Here is a 21,712-nt window from a genome sequence, read left to right as displayed (position 1 = left end):
TAAGATATAAAACAAGTTTGGGGCATGTCAAAAACATGCCCCAGTGAAAGGATGAACGCTGTTACTGAGACGATAACGCATCAAAACCTTGCTGGATCAGAAACGCTTTAGCGGATAAAGAAGCGGTTGAAGCACTGCTTACACAACTGGGTTCTGGAGAGGCTGCGGTGTAATCTTCATCACCCATTCTATCCAATACCGTTGTATGGTTTTCCATTGAACTGAAGGTAACCGCAGGATCACCATTCTCATCCACCCCGTTATCACCATTACCTTGGTAGACGCAATAAGTCACATCCGCGATTTGGGCCAACCTTGCTGCAAACGCATCCGTTCTAGCCTGAGGCACTAATGGATCATCATCTACTTGTCCGATATAGATAGGTGCTGCAATCGGTGTTGCCGCAAGATCCTGACGCGCAGCGTAGCGCTGCCATTCAACCTGAGCCCCCAGTGTTGTCAAAGGCGCATTGAATGGATAACTGTAAAGAGCATTAACCCACCACAAGTACGATTCAAAATCGCCAGCACCAGAACACATTGCTTCGGTGGTGCGTTCATAGTTAGCCTGTCCGATAGGTGATAGCCACTCGGACGGATGCAAGCTTGGATCTGACACCGATGCGCCTACGATCCCACCAGAAAGAATGCCATAGGCCAACGGGCTGTCGGCGCTTTCTAAATCACCCAGGTTGCTGCCGGGAGCACCGGCCAGCACCGCTTTAAGTTGCAGCTCAGGGGCATAATCTGCGCTCATCAGTTGAGCGGTTCCAATCGCAACAGCACCACCCTGGCTAGAGCCGACAACAATAAAATTCGGGTTGGACACACCGTTCGACGCATCAGTGACCACCTCAAGCTGTTTGCTGGCACGAACCAGATCGATAGTACTTGCTCCTGGAGACCAGTTGTCTGAATACGTATGGCTGGTTTCATCAAATGGCGATTGCATAATGCCTGTACCGGGATACCAGGGATGCTCAGAGGTATACATCGCATCAGCGCTGCGCAAACCAGAGTCGTAACCCAGGCCGGGGTAATCAGCGGCCACCGTTGTAACACGATCGCTCACCATCCAGTCTCGCCACAGTGGGCCATAACCAGTACTTGGGCCACATTCAGGAATCAGACCCACGGTACCGTGGGTAAATGCCACTGTTGCAAAACCCTGTGCTGGTGGAGCTGCCTTAGGGATACGAACCAGGCCGGACGTAACGATGGGCTTTTCGCAGCGATACTCAGTGCCCCACTCGTTATTCTCCCATTGATAGAAATGACAGACATTATGATCAATATCGTCGCCGGGATAGCTGATGGTTCTAACAGTTGACCAATATAGGACACGATAAAGCTCGCCGGGATAATCATCCAGTTTGAGCACACGTTGATAGCGGATTAATGTGCCTGGCGCACCAGCGTCTGAGTCAACCTCTTCAAAGAATGTGCTATCTGAACTGTACGGTGATATTTTCTCAACTGCAGCCTGAGCCTGCGTTACAGACACGAACAGGCCTGAAGCCGCAAGAATAGCCGCTAAATAATTCGTAGATGACAAAATTGTATACCTCTTAAAGCGTAGGGCGTGCAAATTGAAATGGTCGAATTTCCAGGTTGCCGCCAGCCCCTAATATCGGACTGACAACACCTTCGTAATCCAATCGGATACGTCACGTCTGGAAAAGAACTCATACATTTACAGTGACAGCGACATGTTAAATAACAATGAGGGCAATGGATCTGACAGTAAGAGACAGAAGAGTGACACCAAGTGGCCAATTTTTCACAACTGCTGGTTGATAGCCGCCGTGATATCTGCCTAAAATTCACCCGCACTTATTGATGGATGGGAAACGATGAACCAACGAAGTATCTCCGCCATATGGGTGAAAACGTTGTGCGATATGTTCTCACACGAGGGCCTTTGCATATCAAGTTTGCTCGATATCGTTGGCATACCTGAGGAGCAACTGGACCAACCTGATCGGCGCTTTTCAATAGAAACCCTTACCCTGCTTTGGGACACCGCCGTAGAGATCTCAGAAAACAAGCACCTGGGATTAAATATAGAATTATGTGATCGACTGGTTAGTTTTTATCAAGTGGGTTACGGCATGTCTGCGAGCCAGACCCTGTACGATGCCATCGTTTTGATGAAAAACTACTTCGCGGTGATTTCAAACGACACACTGATAGAGTTAAAAAACACTCGCGATGGCCTTTGGATGTACACCGATATTTTCAGGCATCACCACGCGTACTCAAGCCGCTTAGAATTCGGAACGCTAATGACGTTAAGGTTATTTTCGTGGCTTACACGCCAAAGCATTATGCCCTTAGCCATTGAATGGGAATGCCCCGAACCGGATAACTGCGCCATCTACCAAGATGTTTTCTCAATCAGGCCCCGGTTTGGTCAACCCGCCAATCGAATCAAGATCCGACAGAGCGATTTAGACATACCAATACCTACAGCCAATACCAGTATGTACGACATGCAAAAAAAGTATCTGGATGAACAAATCGCCCGCCTCGGCTACACATCAGTTTACTTCCACGTGTATAACGAAATTTTTCAGCACTTGAAAAACGGAGAACCTCGACGCCGAGACATTGCCGCCAAACTGCATATATCAGACCGAACATTACAACGAAAATTGAAACTGGAACAAAACACGTTCAGCGGCGTTATGGATGAAGTGCGTGAAAAGCTTGCCAAGCAGTATTTGGCCGACCCAACCATTACTCTACAGGAAGCATCACAATTGCTGGGGTTTGCTGACATTCGAAGCTTTTATCGCTTTAGTCAGCGCATACTGGGAATGCCACCAGGGCTATACCGCGACAAATACCTCAATCATTAAAGCGCAACGGATGCATCATGTTAGAGGGTTTAGCCTCCCGCCTTACTACGTTCAAGCAACATGGAGGCTATCTTGCGATATACAGTAATAGCCTCAAACTCGTGGGGCTTGAAATCAGCATCGGCACTGGTTTTAACAATTACCAATTCGGCCTCAGGATTGACGTAAATAAACTGCCCCCAAATGCCGATGGCGCTGTAATCACCGTGACCATCCCGCGGAATCCACCATTGATATTGGTAGCCCCAGTCTCCATCAATCTCACCCGGCTGTAGCCACGGTTTATCGGGAGTCGTGGCGCGCCTCACCCATTCAGCAGAGACAATGCGCTGATTGTTCAACCTGCCCTCATGCAGGTACAGCAAACCCAATCGTGCGAAATCTCGCAAGGTGGCATTGAGCCCCATAAAAGTCACCTCTTCGCCATAGATATCCGTCATCCAACTGGCCTCGCTGGTAGCCCCCATCGGTTGCCACAGCTTTTCTTGAAGGTACGTGCTAATCGGCTGGCCACTCGCCTCACGAACCAGCATCCCCAGCGCTTGCGTGTTGATACTGGCGTAATGAAACACATGAGCCGGGGCTGTGGCACGGGGATAGCTCGCCGTAATACCACTAATAGAGCCCAGCCAGAGATACATATCATCAAAGATACGATACGCATCAGAACTGTGATCGCCGTATATTTCACTGAAAGCGATGCCGGAGGACATCTGTAAAACGTCGGCAATACTGGCCCCCGCAAACCCAGACCCCAGCAACGACGGCACATAATCGGTAATGGGATCATCAACACTGCGGATCAACCCCTCCTCCAGCGCGATACCCACCAGGGTCGCCACAAACGATTTAACAACAGAAAAGGAAGTCGCTTTATCGTTAGCGCTGTATCCATAAAAATATCGCTCATCAATAATGTGATCCTTGTGCAGTACAAGAAACCCAGTGGTTCGACTGCGTTGCAGAAATTCTTCCAACGAGGAGTCCCGGCCTTGATAGTGATAGCGTACAGATACGCTCTGCGGTGCCTGTGTCAGCGTCATCGGCATGGAAGATGATGCAATGGTTCGAACAGGAAACACTCGATCAAGATGGCGGAAATTGTCACTAACCCGTTCAGCATCAAACAACGTGATTTTGGGGTAAGCGTATTGGGTAAACAGATAACCCAGCGCAGTGACTGCAACTAACGAAAAAACCATCATCATACGGTACGGATTCATTGTGCTCTCCCAATCTTTAATACGTTACATCGGAATATAACGATATGTATTTCTAAATATTAATTAACAGCAGGTCAGCCACGCCTGAATGACGCTTACCAGTTCCTGCACCCGCTCCTTGTTAACGGTGTAATACACTTCTTTCTGCCGTTTGTTGGCCACCAGGATCCCACCACGCCTGAGAATGGCCAAGTGCTCGGATGCGGTTGATGGTGCAATTCCCACTCGTTCGGCAATCTCCCCCACAGTGTGCTCCTGCTTGTCGACAAAGATGCTCAACAGGATCTGTTGGCGCTTTTCATTGGCAAGCGCCTTGGAAAACGCCAACAGGGCATCGGTCGCAGTAGGGTTGAATTGCGGCTTGCTCATCTCTCACACCTTCATTTCGCCATTTAACGAAATGTACATTAATTGATTGAGGCTGACAAGGTCTTGTGATCTATCATTTGAAAGGGTTGATAACCGCTGGGTTCAAAGCATCAGAGCTGCGGCGGGCATCCATGACATCGCTCAGAGGATCTTTCGCCCCTGCAACGCGAGGCTTAGGGTATTACTGTCAACATATTCCAGCTCACCACCCATTGGCACTCCGTGGGCAATTCGGGATGCCACAACGTTATGGCGGCGCGCCATCTCGGAAAGATAGTGGGCTGTGGCCTCACCCTCCACCGTGGTACCGGTGGCGATGACCAGTTCTTTAACCTCGCCTTCTGCCAGGCGCTCATCCAGCACGTCGGCTCCAATGTCTTCCGGGCCGATTCCGTCGATGGGTGAAAGATGCCCCAGCAACAGAAAGTAATAACCCCTGAAGCTGCCGGACTGATCAATGGCGATGACATCGGCGGGGGTTTCCACAACACAGAGCAATGCAGGATCGCGGGAAGTCTGGCGGCAGGTGTGGCAAACGGTTTCTTCGGAAAAATTACGACAGCGCTGGCAACGACCGATTTTCTCCATCGCCAACTGCAGGGAATCCGCCAGTTTTTGTGCCCCAACCCGATCCCGATCCAACAAATGCAGCGCCATGCGCTGGGCAGACTTGGGGCCCACCCCCGGCAAGCAGGTAAGGGATTCGATCAAGCGTAATGTTAGGGGACTAAAGCTCATCTTTTATATATCAATAATTTAGAAAGGAAACTTAAAGCCGGGGGGCAGGTTTATGCCTGATGCCAAGCCGCCCATTTTATCCTGATTGTTTTGCTCAACACGGCGCACGGCATCGTTCACTGCCGCCGCTAACAGATCTTCCAGCACTTCTTTCTCTTCTGACATCAAGCCATCGTCGATTTGCACGCGCTTTACATCATGACGCCCGGTCATGGTGACTTTGACCATACCGGCACCGGATTCCCCAGTGACTTCAGTGTTGGCAATCTCTTCTTGCATCTTCTGCATGCGCTCCTGCATTTCCTGCGCCTGCTTCATCAGATCTCCGAATTGACCTTTCATGGTTTCACCTTCTGCTCAATCATCGTTGTTCAATCGTCATCAATCGGTGTGACGGAATTTAAATCCAGGGTCGCACCAAACAAAGTCTGTAAATCCTGTACGAAGGAATCCTGCTGCATCAGAACCACCGCCTCCTCCCGGCGCTGCTGCTTGTATTTTGCCAGCAACTGATCAGGGGTGGGATGGGAGGGCTCTGCCAGCTCTACCTTGAGTGTAATGGATTGCTGCTGGTTTTCCGACAACGCCTGCGCCAATAAGTCGCGATTGTCATCCCGGTAGAGCGCCCCAAAACGCGGACTAACCGCCAAGGTCCAAACCGCACCGTCTTTCTGCTCCAAAGAGCAGTTGCGGGCAAAGTTACGCACCGGCCCGTCCAGCTCCATGATGCCTATCAAGTCAGCCCATTCATCATCCAACTTGATGACTTTGGTTTTCACTGTGGGCGCCACTTTTACTGGGGCCGATGTTTCTGGCTGCTCCCCCGCAGCAGATGCGGGCTTGGGGCTCGCTTGAGCTGGGCCACTGCCTGGCTGTTGGTCGGGGATAGCTTGAGGCGCAGGCGCGCTTGAGGGCGCTACCGGATCATGCTGCTTTGGTTGTTCCGAAGCTATGGCCGGCGCAGACACAGGGGCCGAGGCCGGAGCCTGTTGGGGCGGCGAATCAGCACCCACGGCAGAAGGCGCGGGCCTCGCCGGTGTTTGATTGCCTCCCAGGGCTGCCTTCACCTTGGAGAGATGGTCACTGCCACTGCCCAGCTCGCGGGCAGGGATGTTGTGTGCAGGGTTTGCGGAAGCGTGCCCTGCCGCAGCAGGGCTAGGAGACTTTCCCGACTGGGGTGCTCCCTGGCTTGGAGGCAGCGTTCCCTGCGGCTTGAACAGCAGCAACCGCAGCAGCGTCATTTCAAAGCCACTGCGAGAGTCCGGTGCCAGCGGCAGATCCTTACGCCCCAGCAACGCCGTCTGATAGAACAACTGCAACTGTTCGGGGGCAAACTGACCCGCAAACTCCACGATTCGATTACGATCACCATCACTGTCATCCACCGCCTCAGGGGCGATTTGAGCCACCGCCATACGGTGCAGGGTGCTGATCAAATCACCCAGCACATCTGCGTAATCAGGGCTCTGCTCGGACATCTCTGCCACCCGCTGCAGCAGTGCTTCGGCGTTGTTCTGAGCCAGTGCGTCGATGATGCCGAATACGTACTCGCGATCAATGCTGCCCAGCATCGCCCGCACATCGGACTCCACAACCTTGCCATTACCGAAGGCGATGGCCTGATCGGTGAGGCTCATGGCATCCCGCATACTGCCGTCAGCAGAGCGACCCAACTGCCACAGCGCAGGCTCTTCAAACTCCACCATCTCGGCTTCCAGCACCATTTTCAGGTGGCCGACGATGCGTTCGGGGGTCATTGCCTTAAGGCTGAACTGCAAACAGCGGGATAGAATAGTAATCGGTAATTTTTGAGGATCGGTGGTGGCTAACAGGAATTTAACGTGCTCGGGGGGTTCTTCCAGGGTTTTCAGCAAGGCATTAAAACTGTGCCCCGACAACATGTGCACCTCATCGATCAGGTACACCTTATAGCGGCCTCGGGTGGGCGCATATTGCACATTTTCCAGCAGCTCGCGGGTGTCTTCAACCTTGGTGCGAGACGCCGCATCCACCTCAATCAGGTCAACAAAGCGGCCATCATTGATCTCCTGACAGGCGCTGCACTGACCGCAGGGCTCCGAACTGATGCCGGTTTCACAGTTGAGGGATTTGGCCAGAATACGGGCGATGGTGGTTTTACCCACCCCACGGGTTCCGGTGAACAGATAGGCATGGTGCAGTCGACCATGATCAAGGGCATTGATTAGGGCTTTCAGAACGTGTTCCTGCCCCACCATCTCGCGAAATGTCTTGGGGCGCCACTTACGTGCAAGAACCTGATAACTCATGAATTTTTGATGCTGATTTCCGGGGGCCAATAGAAGGCAACCAGTGTAATACGGCTGCGGCCATTGATAAACCAATGAATTGAAAAATAAGGAAATGTGAAACGACAAACAGAGGGGGTACAACAGGAATTAGGGTGGCGACTCTATCAGCCACACCCCGGCACACGAGTCGTCTGCTACCGTTGCTCCCTTCCGGGCCTGGCGGGGTTCACAGATTATCGTTGCGAGGGGACCAATAGAGCCACCATAACAAGGTGGGCGATTATTCCCTATTTCGTGCGCCAATTCAAGGCAACCTGCTGAACGAAAACGTATTTTATTCCAGTTGTGCGCTATGCTTTATCAAACACCACGCGAGGATATACCCGTGTACACCCTTACCCGTAGCACTCTGACCAGCATTCTGGCTCCCTTGACGCTTTTACTGATGCTGGTAATCAGCCACGCTCAGGCAGCAGATGGCTGGACCAACCAGACCATCAACGGCAATCTGATGGCCATCACACCCACCTACAAGCTGCAGGTCTATCAACAGGCCCGCCCCAGCGAAATGGTGTGGGGAAAGATCAATATCCCGGTCAGCGAAGAGCAGCTGCCCGATCTGCACAAACATCGCAAATCTCCCAATTTCCCTTTTATCGAAGTGGCGGTGGAGGTCGATAAATATTACCGAACCGCCCAAGGCCACATACACGATGATCTGAAACTGATTACTGTGGAGATCGACCGTCGTCATTGGGATGGCTTGAAACAAGGCAACCACTTAATCATTCGGCTACCTGATGGCACTGAAATGAAAGAAAGCCTTCGGGGCTCTGGCGCTGCCCTGCGCGCCATCGAGCGTCGCTGATCAACTGACGCTGTATTTGTAATCCGTAGAGAGATCTATGCAAACATCACACAGCCCTGGATTACAGACCCTGACCCGCGCCCTGACGGCAATGTTAATGTGGTGCTGCGTCTGGAGCGCTCAGGCCGTTGAACTGCACAGCCGACACTCACTGATAGAAGTCAAACACGACATCCAATATCTGGAAGACCCGGAACACTCTCTCTCACCCCAGCAGTTACTGCAAACACAACCGAACTGGCGGAAGAACCCGGATGCTATCTTCAATCAGGGCTACAATCATTCCTCCTGGTGGCTGCGCTTTCCCATAGACAACCGCAGCCAAATCCACGAGTGGATTATGGAAATATCTTATCCGGTATTGGATCATCTGGACGTCTACCTGATCGAAAACAACCAAATCAAACAGAGCTGGTTGCTGGGCGATAAGAAGCCTTTTACTGCCCGCCCCATTCTGCACCGCAACTTTTTGATACCGATTCGTGTTACCCCGGCAACCCGTGCAGAGATACTCGTCAAAGTACGCACCACCAGCGCCGTACAGGTGCCAATCAATATATGGCAGCCGGAGTCGTTCAATCAACACAACGAGCAGCGCTCTGCTCTCCAGGGCTATTTCTTCGGTGGGCTAGGCATTATTGCCATTTACAATCTGCTGATGTTTCTTGCCCTTAAAGATCGTGCCTACCTGTACTACGTGGGCTACGTTGTTTGTGTGGCGCTGTTTGTCGCCTGTTTGGGTGGATGGGCCTTCCAGTATTTCTGGCCCAATGCCACAGACTGGAACGACCGGGCTATTGTTCTGTTTCTCTCGATTGCTCTGTTCAGCGGCAGCATGTTTGTGCGACTGTTCCTGAACACCCGGGACATATCAAAGTCCATACACAGCATACAAAACGTCGTTGTGTCTTCGAGCCTGATCGTGGCGATGCTGACTCTGGTTCTGCCATACAACCTCTCCATTCGCCTGGTGATCGCCATAGCTGCCATTATCTGTTCGTGGGGTTTAGGTCTTGGGGTGTTTGCCTGGCACAGGGGCTTGGCCGCTGCCCGTTATTACACGGTGGCCTGGGCCATGTTGCTGATCAGCGCATTGGTTCTGGCGCTCAGCAAAGTCCATATACTGCCCAGCAACGTGATTACCGAAAATGCGATCCAAGCTGGCACGCTGCTGGAAGCGGTATTGCTTTCGTTTGCCATGGCAGAACGCATTAATCAAGAGCGAGCGCTGCGCTTCAATGCGCAACAGCAAGCCTTACAATCACAGACTCAGGCTCGAGAAGAGCTGGAGCTTAGGGTAACTGAGCGCACTCAAGAATTAGAGGAAGCGAACCACAAGCTGCTGGAATTAAGCCAAACCGATCAGCTTACCGGCATCAAGAACCGGGGGTTTCTTGATCTCTACTTGGACAAACAGATCAGACGCTTTGCGGAATCGCAGCGTTCTATGACCGTATTGCTGATCGACGCAGATCATTTTAAACCCATCAACGATACCCACGGCCACCAAGTGGGAGATGACTGCCTGCAGGAAATAGCCAGACGCGTGGAGAATGAAACCCGCTGGCCCGGAGACATTGCCGCCCGCTACGGTGGCGAAGAGTTTTGTGTGATCCTACCGGACACTGGTTTGGCAGGAGCTAACATTGTGGCAGAACGGATACGCAAATCGGTGGCAGAGGCTCCGGTCAATACCAGAATCGGCCCGCTTAACTTAAGCGTCAGCATCGGTGGTTACGCAGCAATACCCAATACAGCACAAGAACCTGCTGACTTTCTGTCCTACGCTGATAAAGCCCTGTATGCGGCCAAAGGTAATGGCCGCAATCAAGTTCAATTCTTCAACGCATCAGAAAGCCAGACCGATTCTGCACTTCCTCCCTCCTGAATCTGATCAGGGTTCAATATTGGTAAACACAAAGTCCAGCAGGTTATCAGCCACCTGATTATTATGCAGGGTGGGCATGTTCACACTGGCAAACATGGGATCAAGGTGCGACTGGCCTTCCAGATCAATAATGGTCAGCAACCTGTCCGGCTCATCCGCCATTGGGAACGACAAGCCGCCTCCTTTCGCCATCAGCAACAACGTCGGCACTTGCTTGTATGCTTCTTGATAGTAGGTATTGAGGCCGTACTGGGGCGCAAAGGGTTTACTGGCGGCATCAATGTCCACCACGATGCGGGTGGGGAAATACCATTCCGTCAGGTTGGTTTCGCCAATATAAAGGGCGCGGGTGAAGTCTTCCATGCGCACCATTTCTTCGGTCAGGTTCGTATACTCGTAGTCTCCGCTTTCATCGGTATAACTAGGATCATCAGAGCTGCCGATTTCATCCATATCCGCCCATGAATACAAAGGGCCCTCGCCCAGATGACGCTGATCCGGGCCAGCGTCTGCTGCTATATGCTGTTGCTTGGGGCCGGATACAGCACTGACCAGGTCACCCAGCAAAGGCACGCTGCGGATGGCATTGAACAGGGGCGATTTCGGCACTACGGCACCACCGTTCATATGGCCAAGACTGGTTTGCAGGAAGCTTAGGATAGAGAAGTGATCATCAAACATCAGCCCCACTTGAGCCTCGTTAGTGTAGCGGAAATCCTTTATGAACGGCCCATAGCTGTAGTTATTGGCATCACGGGTATGGAAGAAGCGGAACAGGTTCTTCAGCACCGGAGACATGGGCAAGCGGCCCAACACCGTAGCCTCCTGATCAGGCGCTTTGCCCGCCAGAATGCCCACGGCCTCTGGCAAGGCAATGGCCTCGGCACTGAACACCAAGGGGATGTCGATGTTTTTGGGCAAGATGCCTCGCTCTATCCAACTCAGGGTGCGGCGATAACCGGCATCGGCATCGGTGTCCCCTTCGGCTGCTGCCTCGGCCGTGGCGTCGGCCATGGTGGATTCCAGATCCATCACGGGAATAATAGCGTTGGAGGAGCCAATGGAATCGCTCACCGCACCAATGGAAGTATCAAAACCGATGGCACCGGCAACCATATTGGCACCCTGATCATCTGTGGTGCTGGTGTCACCATCCAGATCCCAGGCCAGGAACATGGAGGTGTGTGCACCCCCCAGAGAATGGCCACCCACGAACACTTTCTGACGGCTCACGGCAGGATCGGGGATCATGGCCTGGATCACTGCGTACATATCTTCGGTGGCTTGCTCCATACCAAAATTCAACATGAACGGCATATCACGGCCGCGCAGAAAGCCATCGAATGTTCGGCCGTTGACTTGCTGGCCTTCGTAGTAATAACCCAGAATGAGGTCTTCGGCCTCTTCCACGCTAGCGGCCTGCTCTGCGGCCTGCATACCGGTGAGATCTTCCAGACAATTGGCACGGCGATCCATGGCCCAGATCTCGATATCTTTATCGCGGAACACCTTGGCCATATACACCAGCTGGCGACCGATGTACTCAAAACCGTTCGCCCCCTCGAGAATGCCTGGCACCAATAACACCGCCGCGTCCGCCAGGGCCGCATCATCGCTGCTGGATCGGGTTTTAAAGCGCAGGAAGTTCACATCCTTGCACTGCTCCGGCATCAGCGGATCGTCGATTTGATGAATAGCGGGAACCGACTCATAGGTGATGGACACCACATCAGCCACATCCTGATCGCTCCACAGAGGTTGGATTTTGTCTTTTTTGGCTTCCGGGATCGGGCCATCAGGGTTATAGCAACCCGTCAGGACCAGACTGCAACCGGCCATCGCCACAAGGGCCGCGTTTCGAATCAACGACATACCTGTTCTCCTATTTGCTTTTGTTTTTATAGGTGGTGCTTTCCGTATGCTTAAATTCCTTTATATCCCAAATTGATTGCTGTGGATTGTGTATAGCGGTCAACATTGTCGAGCATAAAAAAGGCTGCTCCGTTTCCGGGGCAGCCTTATAAGCCAAACAGCAACTTTCGATTTTACTTTTGTGTCTTGGCCCAGGCATCCCGCAGGGTTACCGTACGGTTAAACACCAGCTTCCCTTCGCTGCTGTCGACACCATCCAACACAAAATACCCCTCCCGTTCGAACTGGTAGGGCTGATCTGCTCTGGCATTAGCCAGGGAGGGTTCAGCATAGGCGCGCTCAACCACAGTCAAGGAATCAGGGTTGATGTGATCCAGGAACGAGGAGCCGTCTTTGGCCGCATCCGGGCTCTCATGGTTGAACAGGCGATCGTAAAGCCGCACTTCCACCGGTAACGCCTTGGCGGCAGACACCCAGTGCACCACCCCTTTCACTTTGCGCCCCTCCGGGTTCTTGCCCAGGGTCTGGTCATCATAGCTGCAGCGCAGCTCCACCACTTCGCCCTGCTCGTTCTTGATCACCTCATCGCAGCGAATCACATAGGCACCGCGCAAGCGCACTTCACCACCGGGGATCAAGCGCTTGAAACCTTTTGGCGGCTCCTCCTCAAAATCTGTGCGATCGATGTACAGCTCTTTACCGAAAAAGATCTCGCGTACCCCCAGTGATTCATCCTTGGGGTGAGCGGCAATGGACAAGGGCTGTTCTTCCTGCTGCCAGTTCTCGATTACCACTTTCAGCGGCTGCATTACACACATGGCCCGAGGCGCGCTCTTGTCCAGGTCATCCCGGATAGAGAATTCCAACATGCTCATGTCAACCACGCCTTCGCTCTTGGTGACACCGATCATCTCGCAGAAATTACGAATGGAGGCCGGTGTGTAACCTCGGCGGCGCAGGCCAGCAATAGTAGGCATGCGCGGGTCATCCCAGCCATCAACGTGCTGTTCATCCACCAACTGCTTGAGCTTGCGCTTACTGGTGATGGTGTAGTTCAGATTCAGGCGGGCAAATTCGATCTGCTGGGGATGGCATGGCACGTCCAGCTGATCCAGAACCCAGTCATATAAGGGGCGATGATCTTCGAACTCCAGGGTACACAGGGAGTGCGTTATCTCTTCCAGGGCATCAGATACACAGTGGGTATAGTCGTACATGGGGTATATGCACCACTTATCACCGGTTTGATGATGATGCGCACGCCGTACCCGATACAACACCGGATCACGCATATTGATATTGGGGGAAGCCATATCGATTTTGGCGCGCAGCACGGCGGCTCCATCGGCAAATTCGCCGTTACGCATACGCTCGAACTGCTGCAGGTTATCGTCCACACTGCGGCTGCGATAAGGGCTGTCCTGACCTGCCTCAGTCAGTGACCCGCGCATGGTGCGGATCTCTTCCGGGGTGGATTCATCCACATAGGCTTTGCCCTGCTTGATCAACTCGACAGCAAAATCATGCAACTGATCAAAATAACCAGACGCGTATCGAATCTCACCATTCCACTGGAACCCAAGCCAGCTGACGTCCCGCTGGATCGCCTCGATGTATTCCTGACTCTCTTTTTCAGGGTTGGTATCGTCGAAGCGCAGATTACAGGTGCCGCCGAACTCCTCTCCCATGGAGAAATTCAAGCAAATTGACTTGGCATGGCCCACGTGCAGATAGCCATTGGGCTCTGGTGGAAAGCGCGTGGCCACGCGGCCGCCGTTCTTGCCTGCTTCCAGGTCTTTACTGATGATCTGACGAATAAAATGGGCAGGTTTAACTGACTCGGTTTTGCTCATATGGTCTAAATGATCCCGTTCAACGCACCGGCAGGGGCCAGTGCCTACACTACTGCCGCGTAGTATAGGGGATTAAGAAGCTCAACCCAATAAGCCAACCAGAACAAGTGCCACCCCCACTGCGAATAAGCCAATGGCCACCGCCGCTGTCGACCTTCCCTTTGTGGTTTTGGCCCACGCCTGCGCAAACAGACGCCCCTCTCGCCGGAACCGGGAAACCTGCCATGGGAAAATCCGCTGCTCAGTCAAAACGGCTTGCTGCAAGCGGTCACTTTCATCACAACGGCCAACCGCCACCACACCTTTAAGATGGTTGCGCTTTAAGAACAGTTTGCGGTAATCCCCGTTCGCATTGTGAAAAGTAACGGTGTTATCAATCAGGTTGTCATACTCATCACCAATCCAGCCAACGGTAACAATGGGCAGATCAAGCACCTTTAACTGGGTTGCCGCCGTAGAGCCGCTATAAGCAGCGGTGCCACCGCACAGCCGCTCTGCCAGGATAGCCGCCTGCTCCAGCCCCGGAGCCAGCAAACCATACAACTCACCACGATGCTCGGTGCACTCGCCGATGGCAAAAATATGCTGCCGGTTGGTCTGCAGCTGGTCGTCCACCACTATACCGCGATTCACCTTCACCCCTCCCGCGCGAGCCAATTCGATATTTGGCTGGATGCCCGTTGCGAAAATGACCGTATCGCAGTCGATCGTCCTGCCGTTACGAAACTCCACTGCTTCCACTTGCCGAGCGCCTAAAATGCTGCGCACACCCGAATTAAGGAACACCTCAATACCGTATCCTTCCAATGTCCGCTTAAGAATGGCACCGCTTTCTATATCCAGCTGCCGGTTCATTAAGCGGTTACTTTGATGCACCAACAGAACCTCAGTATTGTTGCGCTGCATCGCCCGCGCCGCTTCCACACCCAACAAACCGCCACCCACCACTACCGTGCGGCGGGTTCTTGCGCTGCGAGCCATGAGGTTCTGCGCATCATTCAGATCCCGAAATACATAAACGCCTGCGAGCGCAATTCCACGAACGTTCGGCACCCAGGGTTTAGAACCGGTAGCAAACACCAATTGATGGAAATGATGGGTGACGCCTTTATCATCCTGCAGCGTGCATTTGGCTGTATCCAGCTGAGCGACCCTGCGGTTAAGAAACTGGAAATGCTGACTGTCGCTGGCAATTTCAGGAATCAAAATGTCACTGTAACGCACTTCGCCCGCCAGCAAAGAGGACAACTGAACCCGGTTATAAGGTCGCCATGGTTCATCACCAAACAACTTGATCAAACCTTTAAAACCACGCTGCAGCAGCTCCTCGGCGAACTGCACGCCCACCGGTCCGCTGCCGACAATGACCAACACCCTAAGATGCTCTACGTTGCCTGAACTGACAGCAGGGGTATGCTCCTGGCGCTCCTGATCTGCATAAACTTGAGGCTTGATCATGACGACTCACATCAACAATTACGTGCCATAATCTCATCAAGAGCTATGCCAGCTCCTGGCAACAGCATCAAAATATTGCAAAAAAACAGTTTGCGCCCCGCTTTACCTTCACTCACCCAGCAGACGCAGAAACACGAAAGGCACCCCAAAGGTGCCTTTCTGTTCAATCATGCCCCGAAACGGGATCTAGAACGTTGAGCGAATACTGATCTCACCCACAATCACCGACAGCTCCGTTTTCATGTTGTAACCGGCGTAGGGGTTATAGATGAAATTATCAATCGCGGTAGAGGTGGCATTGGTACTGCCGTTGGAAGGGATATTCTGCTCTGAATGAACATACCCCAAGGATCCATCAACAAAAGTATCTTTCGACCACTGAAACGCAAAGCCTGTGGAATACAGAGTGGTTTCACCAATTGGCACAAACAAATCACGCTTACCTTCAGGGATAGACGCGCCGCGAGGCTCATACCCCAATCGAAATGCAAGCCGGTCGGTATACTGGTATTCAAAACCAATAGCCCAGGTCCAGACACTCTCGTAACCACGGGGCAACAATAAACCGTCAGCACCAATGGCTCCCCCCGTCGTGCCTTGATTCAGGCTGTCACTGATGACACCCAGCACGCCCAGAAACTGAACCTGTTCATCAAACTTGATGTCCCACTCATTCCAGACCGCCGTATCCGTCCACTTAACATCAATATTGGTTTTGAAACGGGGCGTCACTTTGATCGAGGCCCCCATGGAAAAGTGTTGGGGATACTCCAGTACCATACTGGCTGGGGTTTCATCCACCCCGATCTCATCTACACCCAAGGCCCCCGCCACAATACCCACTATGCTGGTATCCTGCGCCAGGTTGTTAATAAAATCCTGCACGCCAGAGTTGTACTCAATTCGAACATCACCGTCGATTTTATCTCTGGCTCCGCTCATATAGGTCATACCCAGCGTTAACCAGGGCTCCACCTCCCATAACACGCCCACGTTCATGGTGGTAGACAGGCCACGCTCAAACTCAGCCTCGATGAAAGCCATGGTCTGAAACGGCGAAAGGCTCCCGGTGCAGATGATGTCATTCAAAGGATTGCTATTCACATCCCCATTCTGATCAAAACACCCACCATCCTGCAGGGTATCAAAGGCCCCGAAGGTGAAGTTGGGCAGGCGCATATCAAAATTAAGCCCCACACCCACATAGCTGAAATTCAGCGCAGCACCGACGAACAGCTTATCGCTGATCCGATAGCCGATGGAGGGAGAAAAGTAGGTTAACCGGGTGATCCCCACCTCCTCGCCTGAATACACGCCCGCATCGCCCGGCTCCCGCTTTAAGCCCAGTAACATAGGGGTAAATACCCCCGTGGCCAGCACCATATTGCGGTCTTCCACCTCGAAACTGGCTCCTCCAGTGGCCGCCACCAAGGCTGGAATCTCGGTCAATCCAAAAAAAGGCAGCATCACCGACGTACCGCTCAGCTCACTTTTCTGCCCATTAACGGTGGGGTCTGAGAGGCTATCCGGAAACTGCTCAAAGGCATACGCCAATTCAGGGCCCGGCGTAAACTCAGCCTCCAGCGACAAATCCCCAGCGATACCCTTCAGTTCAAATTGACGCCCCTTAAGGCGCGCCAGTCCGGCAGGGTTGAAATGAATCGAATCGATGCCCGGCGGGTCCGCCGTGACAGCATTGCCAAGAGCCAGCGCTTTCGGGTTTCCGATAAACAGGTTTTGGGCTAATTGAGCTTGCGCGACAGAGGCATACAGCATCGCACAACCCAGCCCCCCCAGAAAAGGGCATAACGGACAGCATTTGGGCACATAAAATGACTACTCTTGATACTTTTATTATTTTTTTATTTTCGGGCCAACCTTCAGCTTTAAGACTATAACCGCAGCTTTCAGCCTTAATCGAAAACAAAAATATTCGATTCAAACATATTCGAACATTATATTTTCGTTTATAGTTCGACCACAATGAGTTTTTGATATTTTTCGAAAACAGAATCACTCATACGAAAACCACCACACAAGAAACCAGCGGCTTACAGACAAATGGTAATTCCACTCTCAACATATCAGATGCATTTATACAGTTTTGGCCATTTCAGGACTAAAACCGGTCTTAACCGGTTAGGTGCTTGGATCGCCATCATGGCGCTGGCAACCCTGACCGCCTGCAGCACCGTTCCCACGAAAGGGCCTGAATACCTTCAAAAAAACGATTCCGTGAGCGCCGATTATTATGACGTGGCCATCACCACCCACGATGGAAAACAACTGCGGGCAACGGTATTCCAACCCACTCTGAAACCCGGCCAGCAGACACCTCTTGTCATCCACAGTCATGGTTTTGGTGTGTTCCGCATGTCCGCACCGGTGAGCGTATACGGACAATTGGTGTTCAGCGGCGAAGCCGCACTGGCTGCCTGGAAAGCCGGATACTGGGTGATCAGTTACGATCAACGAGGCCACGGCGACAGCGAAGACATCAACCGACTGATGTCACCTGATCATGAGGTGCGGGATCTGAGTTCGGTGATCGACTGGTCACTGGCGAACCTGAAACGTATCAGTCGGGATGAAAGCGGCGACCCCCTCATCGGCACCATTGGTGAGAGCTACAGCGGCGGTGCCATGTTGCTGAGCAGCGTGGTGGAACCCCGCATCGATGCCATGATTCCCATCACCACATGGTACGATTTCCCTGGCAGCCTGGCTCCCAACCGGGTTCCCAAAAGCGGCTGGCTCACCACTTTATTGATGGTCAGCAATACCTTAAACCCTGGCTCCATGGATCCCATTATCAACGCCTCCTACTGGGAGGCCAGAGACGGCGCAATGGGCGCTGACATCGAAGCCTACCTAACCGTCCGCTCCCCCAAGACCTACTGCAACCAGACCCATGCCGCCCAGCCAGACACCCTGTTGATTCAGGGGTTTCGCGATGTAGCCTTTCCGGTGAACGAAGCCGTGAAGAACATGGCCTGCCTGAATCAGAACGGCGCCGACGTACGCCTGATCGCGACCCAGGGCGGCCACCTGCTGCCCTTTACCCAATGGTCGTTCCCAACTCCCGGTTACGAAGTTGAAGCAGAAGTACATTGCGGTGACCACACCCTGAACCTGACCCAGGCGGCGGTTGACTGGCTGGATGAAAAACTGAAAGGCGAATTCGGCAAAGCCGCATACATCCCTGGCATGTGCCTTACTCAGAGCTACGATCGAGGCATCGTCACCGACCAAATACAACAGGGTGGTCGCCAGTTCCGGATCGAGCCCCTCACCATCACCTCAGGTTTCACCGGCTTTTTCGAAACCCCCATCTGGCCAATGGAGCGCATGCTGGGCTGGTTTACACCCACAGATCGCACCCCAGAGGCACGATCCGAACCAGCCAGCGGCTCCCTGCGGCCTGCCTTCAGCCCTCTTTATGTTGCCAGAGAAGAACAGGATCTGGTCGGCATTCCGCGCTTTCAGGGCCACCTTTCCGCCACTGACACAGAATCAGACCCCATCGTGTTCCTGGGAGTCGCCGTAAAACGGGCCAATGGTCGCTATTACGAGCTGATCAGCGATCAGGTCACCCCATTACGTAGCGTGGGCGATCACAGCAGCGAGTTAATGGCCATCAGCACGCACCTCGAAGCGGGTGATATTGTCGGGGTCTGGCTGTTTGGCTACCACAACCAGTACCGCTTCAGCCACACCGGCTGGTTTATGGATGCCTCCCTGGAAGGGCTGATTGAACTGCCCTTGCTGGATTCAAAACCAAACCACATTAGCTCCCGCAACCAAATGAAACATTGATTTCTGCGCAATTCATTGGTTTTGTTTCACTTCTCTCATATAATACGCCCGTTTGAAATAGCGGGCGCCCCCCATTTCTGATCTTTGGGCCAACCATACTTTGGGCCAGGTTTTGGCCGCCCTTCCCTGTTTATCCATAGGCTTGCCAGAGGAGACACGCTATGGAACGTGAATCGATGGAATATGATGTAGTCATCGTCGGTGCGGGTCCCGCAGGACTATCGACTGCATGTAAACTGAAACAGCTAAACGAAGAGATTACCGTGTGTGTAGTGGAGAAAGGTTCCGAAGTTGGAGCCCACATCCTGTCCGGTGCTGTCATCGAACCCCGCGCCATGAACGAACTGTTCCCCAACTGGAAAGAGCTGGGTGCCCCTCTGAACGTGCCGGTAAAAGAAGACGAGGTCTACTTTCTCACCAGCGACACCAAAGCGCAAAAAGTCCCCCATTTCGGCATCCCCAAACCCATGCACAACGATGGCAACTACATCGTAAGCTTGGGCAATGTGTGCCGTTGGCTGGGCGAACAGGCCGAAGGTCTGGGCGTTGAAATCTATCCCGGTTTTGCCGCAGCAGAAATCCTGTTTAACGAAGACGGCAGCGTAAAAGGTGTGGCCACTGGCGACATGGGCGTATCCCATTCCGGCGAACAAAAAGCCAGCTACACCCAGGGTATTGAACTGCACGCCAAATACACCATCTTCTCTGAAGGCTGTCGCGGCCATCTGGGTAAAGAGCTGATCAAGAAATTCAACCTGGATGCCGGCAAAGATCCCCAACACTACGGTATCGGCATCAAGGAACTGTGGGACATCGACCCGTCCAAGCACAAAGAAGGCCTGGTAGTACACGGCGCTGGCTGGCCACTGGCTGAAAATGGTGCCACTGGCGGTTTCTTCCTGTACCACACCGAAAACAATCAAGCGGTTGTAGGTCTGATCACCGACCTAAACTACGACAACCCCTACCTGAGCCCGTTCGACGAATTCCAGCGCATGAAACACCATCCGCTGTTCGCCGAAACACTGAGTGGCGGCAAGCGTATTTCCTACGGCGCCCGCGCAGTAGTGAAAGGTGGCCTGCATTCACTGCCCAAACTGACTTTCCCCGGTGGCCTGCTGATTGGTTGCGATGCTGGAACCTTGAACTTCAGCAAAATCAAAGGCACCCATACCGCCATGAAGAGCGGCATGCTGGCAGCCGAAGCCATTGTAGAAGGCTTGGCCCAAGAGACAGCGCCTACAGAACTGACTGCCTACACCACCAAGTTTGAAAATTCCTGGGTATTCGACGAACTGTTCCGCAGCCGCAATTTCGGTGCCGCCATGCACAAATTCGGTACTTTTATCGGCGCAGCGTTCAACTTTATCGATCAGAACATTTTCAACGGAAAATTGCCGGTCAACCTGCACGACACCACTCCCGATTACGCGTGCATCAAACCCGCTGCCAACTTCTCCCCCATCAGCTATCCCAAGCCCGATGGTAAACTGAGCTTCGACAAGCTGGGTTCTGTGTTCCTGTCGAACACCAACCACGAAGAAGATCAGCCCTGCCATCTGAAGCTGACCGATGCCAACATACCCATCAACGTCAACCTGGAGAAATGGGCCGAACCAGCACAGCGCTACTGCCCTGCTGGCGTATACGAAGTAATGGACAATGAAGACGGCAGCAAACGCTTCCAGATCAATGCTCAAAACTGCGTACACTGTAAAACCTGTGACATCAAAGATCCAAGCCAGAACATCACTTGGGTCGTACCAGAAGGCACCGGTGGCCCGAACTACCCCAACATGTAACAAGCTAGCGGGTAGTTTATAACCAAAAAAAGAGCAGGAATACCTGCTCTTTTTTTATGCCTGGCACCTTCTGCTTTGACTTGTGAGCATTAGCTTTGATGTTCACGAGCAAGCAGGATACTTAACTTAGAACCGCCCCAAACTATAACGACAGCCTGCGCTGTGAATCACCAGCTCATTACTGCCCTCCGACACCACCTCTGCCTGATCCACCAGCTGATAAAAGACGTTACGCGAGATCAAAGCTTCCAGGTTTCTGCGCACAAGGATATAGGGCGAAGGCTCACCGGTAGCGTCATCCAGCGCCACACGAATCGGATGCTCACTATCTGCCACCACAGTATCACCCACATTGGTGTGAAATTTCAGGCATGGGCGACCATCCTGCTCAACCGTCTCCACCAGCACAGCGATAAAAGGCGCATCTTCAACCTGAATCCGATATTTCTCCACCGGAGTCACCAGAAAATAATCATCACCTTCCCGCAGTAAAATGCCCGAGAACAAGTTCACCAAAGCTTGGCGCTTAATTTCCGAACCCAGATAAAACCATTTTCCATCCCGCTGGATTCGCATATCCAAATCACCGCTGAATGGAGGATTCCACTTTTCAATAGGAGGCAACTTTTTTTCTTTGCCGTCATTGCTACTAACTTGACCTGCCAGGTCGCTCAGATTCAACTTATCGCTCATG

General features: G+C 52.7%; 16 protein-coding genes and 1 other RNA gene. 5 read left to right on the top strand and 12 right to left on the bottom strand.

All coding sequences use genetic code 11. From position 1 onward, the window contains the following. Positions 1–61 precede the first annotated feature (61 nt). Complete coding sequence (locus tag Kalk_RS20500; protein ID WP_101896031.1) at positions 62–1,555, bottom strand: alpha/beta fold hydrolase; 1,494 nt, start codon at positions 1,553–1,555, stop codon at positions 62–64. A gap of 298 nt (positions 1,556–1,853) precedes the next feature. Here Kalk_RS20500 and Kalk_RS20495 point away from each other — a divergent pair, with 298 nt between their 5' ends. Further along, positions 1,854–2,861, top strand: a complete 1,008-nt coding sequence (locus Kalk_RS20495) for an AraC family transcriptional regulator (RefSeq protein ID WP_101896030.1) — start codon at positions 1,854–1,856, stop codon at positions 2,859–2,861. A gap of 29 nt (positions 2,862–2,890) precedes the next feature. Here the strand turns inward: Kalk_RS20495 and Kalk_RS20490 are convergent, their stop codons facing one another. From Kalk_RS20490 to ffs, 6 genes are all read right to left on the bottom strand, one after another. Next, positions 2,891–4,084, bottom strand: coding sequence for a serine hydrolase domain-containing protein (locus Kalk_RS20490; protein ID WP_101896029.1), 1,194 nt, complete (start codon positions 4,082–4,084; stop codon positions 2,891–2,893). Between the two features lie 63 nt (positions 4,085–4,147). After that, positions 4,148–4,453, bottom strand: coding sequence for an ArsR/SmtB family transcription factor (locus Kalk_RS20485; RefSeq protein ID WP_101896028.1), 306 nt, complete (start codon positions 4,451–4,453; stop codon positions 4,148–4,150). Positions 4,454–4,594: 141 nt separating this feature from the next. Next, positions 4,595–5,191, bottom strand: coding sequence for a recombination mediator RecR (gene recR / locus Kalk_RS20480; protein WP_101896027.1), 597 nt, complete (start codon positions 5,189–5,191; stop codon positions 4,595–4,597). An 18-nt stretch (positions 5,192–5,209) separates the two neighbouring features. Next, positions 5,210–5,533 (bottom strand): YbaB/EbfC family nucleoid-associated protein, encoded by a 324-nt coding sequence (locus tag Kalk_RS20475; protein WP_101896026.1) that lies wholly within the window; start codon positions 5,531–5,533, stop codon positions 5,210–5,212. 29 nt (positions 5,534–5,562) lie between these two features. Then, positions 5,563–7,479 carry a DNA polymerase III subunit gamma/tau gene (gene dnaX / locus Kalk_RS20470; protein ID WP_101896025.1) on the bottom strand — a complete coding sequence of 639 codons (1,917 nt, stop codon included), beginning with the start codon at positions 7,477–7,479 and terminating at the stop codon, positions 5,563–5,565. A 141-nt stretch (positions 7,480–7,620) separates the two neighbouring features. After that, positions 7,621–7,717, bottom strand: an RNA gene (ffs, locus tag Kalk_RS20465) — signal recognition particle sRNA small type. Positions 7,718–7,846: 129 nt separating this feature from the next. On the opposite strand from ffs, the gene Kalk_RS20460 reads away from it, so the two are divergent. Next, complete coding sequence (locus tag Kalk_RS20460; protein WP_101896024.1) at positions 7,847–8,329, top strand: hypothetical protein; 483 nt, start codon at positions 7,847–7,849, stop codon at positions 8,327–8,329. 37 nt (positions 8,330–8,366) lie between these two features. Continuing rightward, a complete protein-coding gene (locus tag Kalk_RS20455) occupies positions 8,367–10,217 on the top strand; it encodes a sensor domain-containing diguanylate cyclase (protein ID WP_101896023.1) in 1,851 nt (616 codons plus the stop codon). A gap of 6 nt (positions 10,218–10,223) precedes the next feature. Here Kalk_RS20455 and Kalk_RS20450 read toward each other — a convergent pair whose 3' ends face one another. The 4 genes from Kalk_RS20450 to Kalk_RS20435 form a co-directional block, all read right to left on the bottom strand. Beyond that, the gene (locus Kalk_RS20450) at positions 10,224–12,089 is read right to left on the bottom strand and encodes a hypothetical protein (protein ID WP_101896022.1); all 1,866 of its coding nucleotides are present in this window, start codon (positions 12,087–12,089) and stop codon (positions 10,224–10,226) included. 173 nt (positions 12,090–12,262) lie between these two features. Beyond that, entirely contained in the window at positions 12,263–13,942 is a 1,680-nt protein-coding gene (locus Kalk_RS20445) for a glutamine--tRNA ligase/YqeY domain fusion protein (protein WP_101896021.1), read from the bottom strand. 81 nt (positions 13,943–14,023) lie between these two features. After that, on the bottom strand, positions 14,024–15,400 hold the full coding sequence (locus Kalk_RS20440) for an NAD(P)/FAD-dependent oxidoreductase (RefSeq protein ID WP_101896020.1): 1,377 nt from the start codon (positions 15,398–15,400) through the stop codon (positions 14,024–14,026). A gap of 186 nt (positions 15,401–15,586) precedes the next feature. Next, positions 15,587–17,176, bottom strand: coding sequence for an OmpP1/FadL family transporter (locus Kalk_RS20435; RefSeq protein WP_101896019.1), 1,590 nt, complete (start codon positions 17,174–17,176; stop codon positions 15,587–15,589). Between the two features lie 384 nt (positions 17,177–17,560). On the opposite strand from Kalk_RS20435, the gene Kalk_RS20430 reads away from it, so the two are divergent. Beyond that, positions 17,561–19,216, top strand: a complete 1,656-nt coding sequence (locus tag Kalk_RS20430; protein WP_158643616.1) for an alpha/beta hydrolase — start codon at positions 17,561–17,563, stop codon at positions 19,214–19,216. 161 nt (positions 19,217–19,377) lie between these two features. Further along, positions 19,378–21,018: an electron transfer flavoprotein-ubiquinone oxidoreductase gene (locus tag Kalk_RS20425; protein ID WP_101896017.1), complete on the top strand. Its 1,641-nt coding sequence runs from the start codon at positions 19,378–19,380 to the stop codon at positions 21,016–21,018. Between the two features lie 126 nt (positions 21,019–21,144). On the opposite strand, the gene Kalk_RS20420 is transcribed toward Kalk_RS20425, so the two are convergent. Further along, entirely contained in the window at positions 21,145–21,711 is a 567-nt protein-coding gene (locus Kalk_RS20420) for a DUF1285 domain-containing protein (protein WP_101896016.1), read from the bottom strand. Position 21,712: the final 1 nt, after the last annotated feature.

Origin of the sequence: Ketobacter alkanivorans, assembly GCF_002863865.1 — a bacterium.
GTDB lineage: Bacteria > Pseudomonadota > Gammaproteobacteria > Pseudomonadales > Ketobacteraceae > Ketobacter > Ketobacter alkanivorans.
Note: the sequence above shows the minus strand (reverse complement) of the source record. Positions and strands in the feature narration are given on the sequence as shown.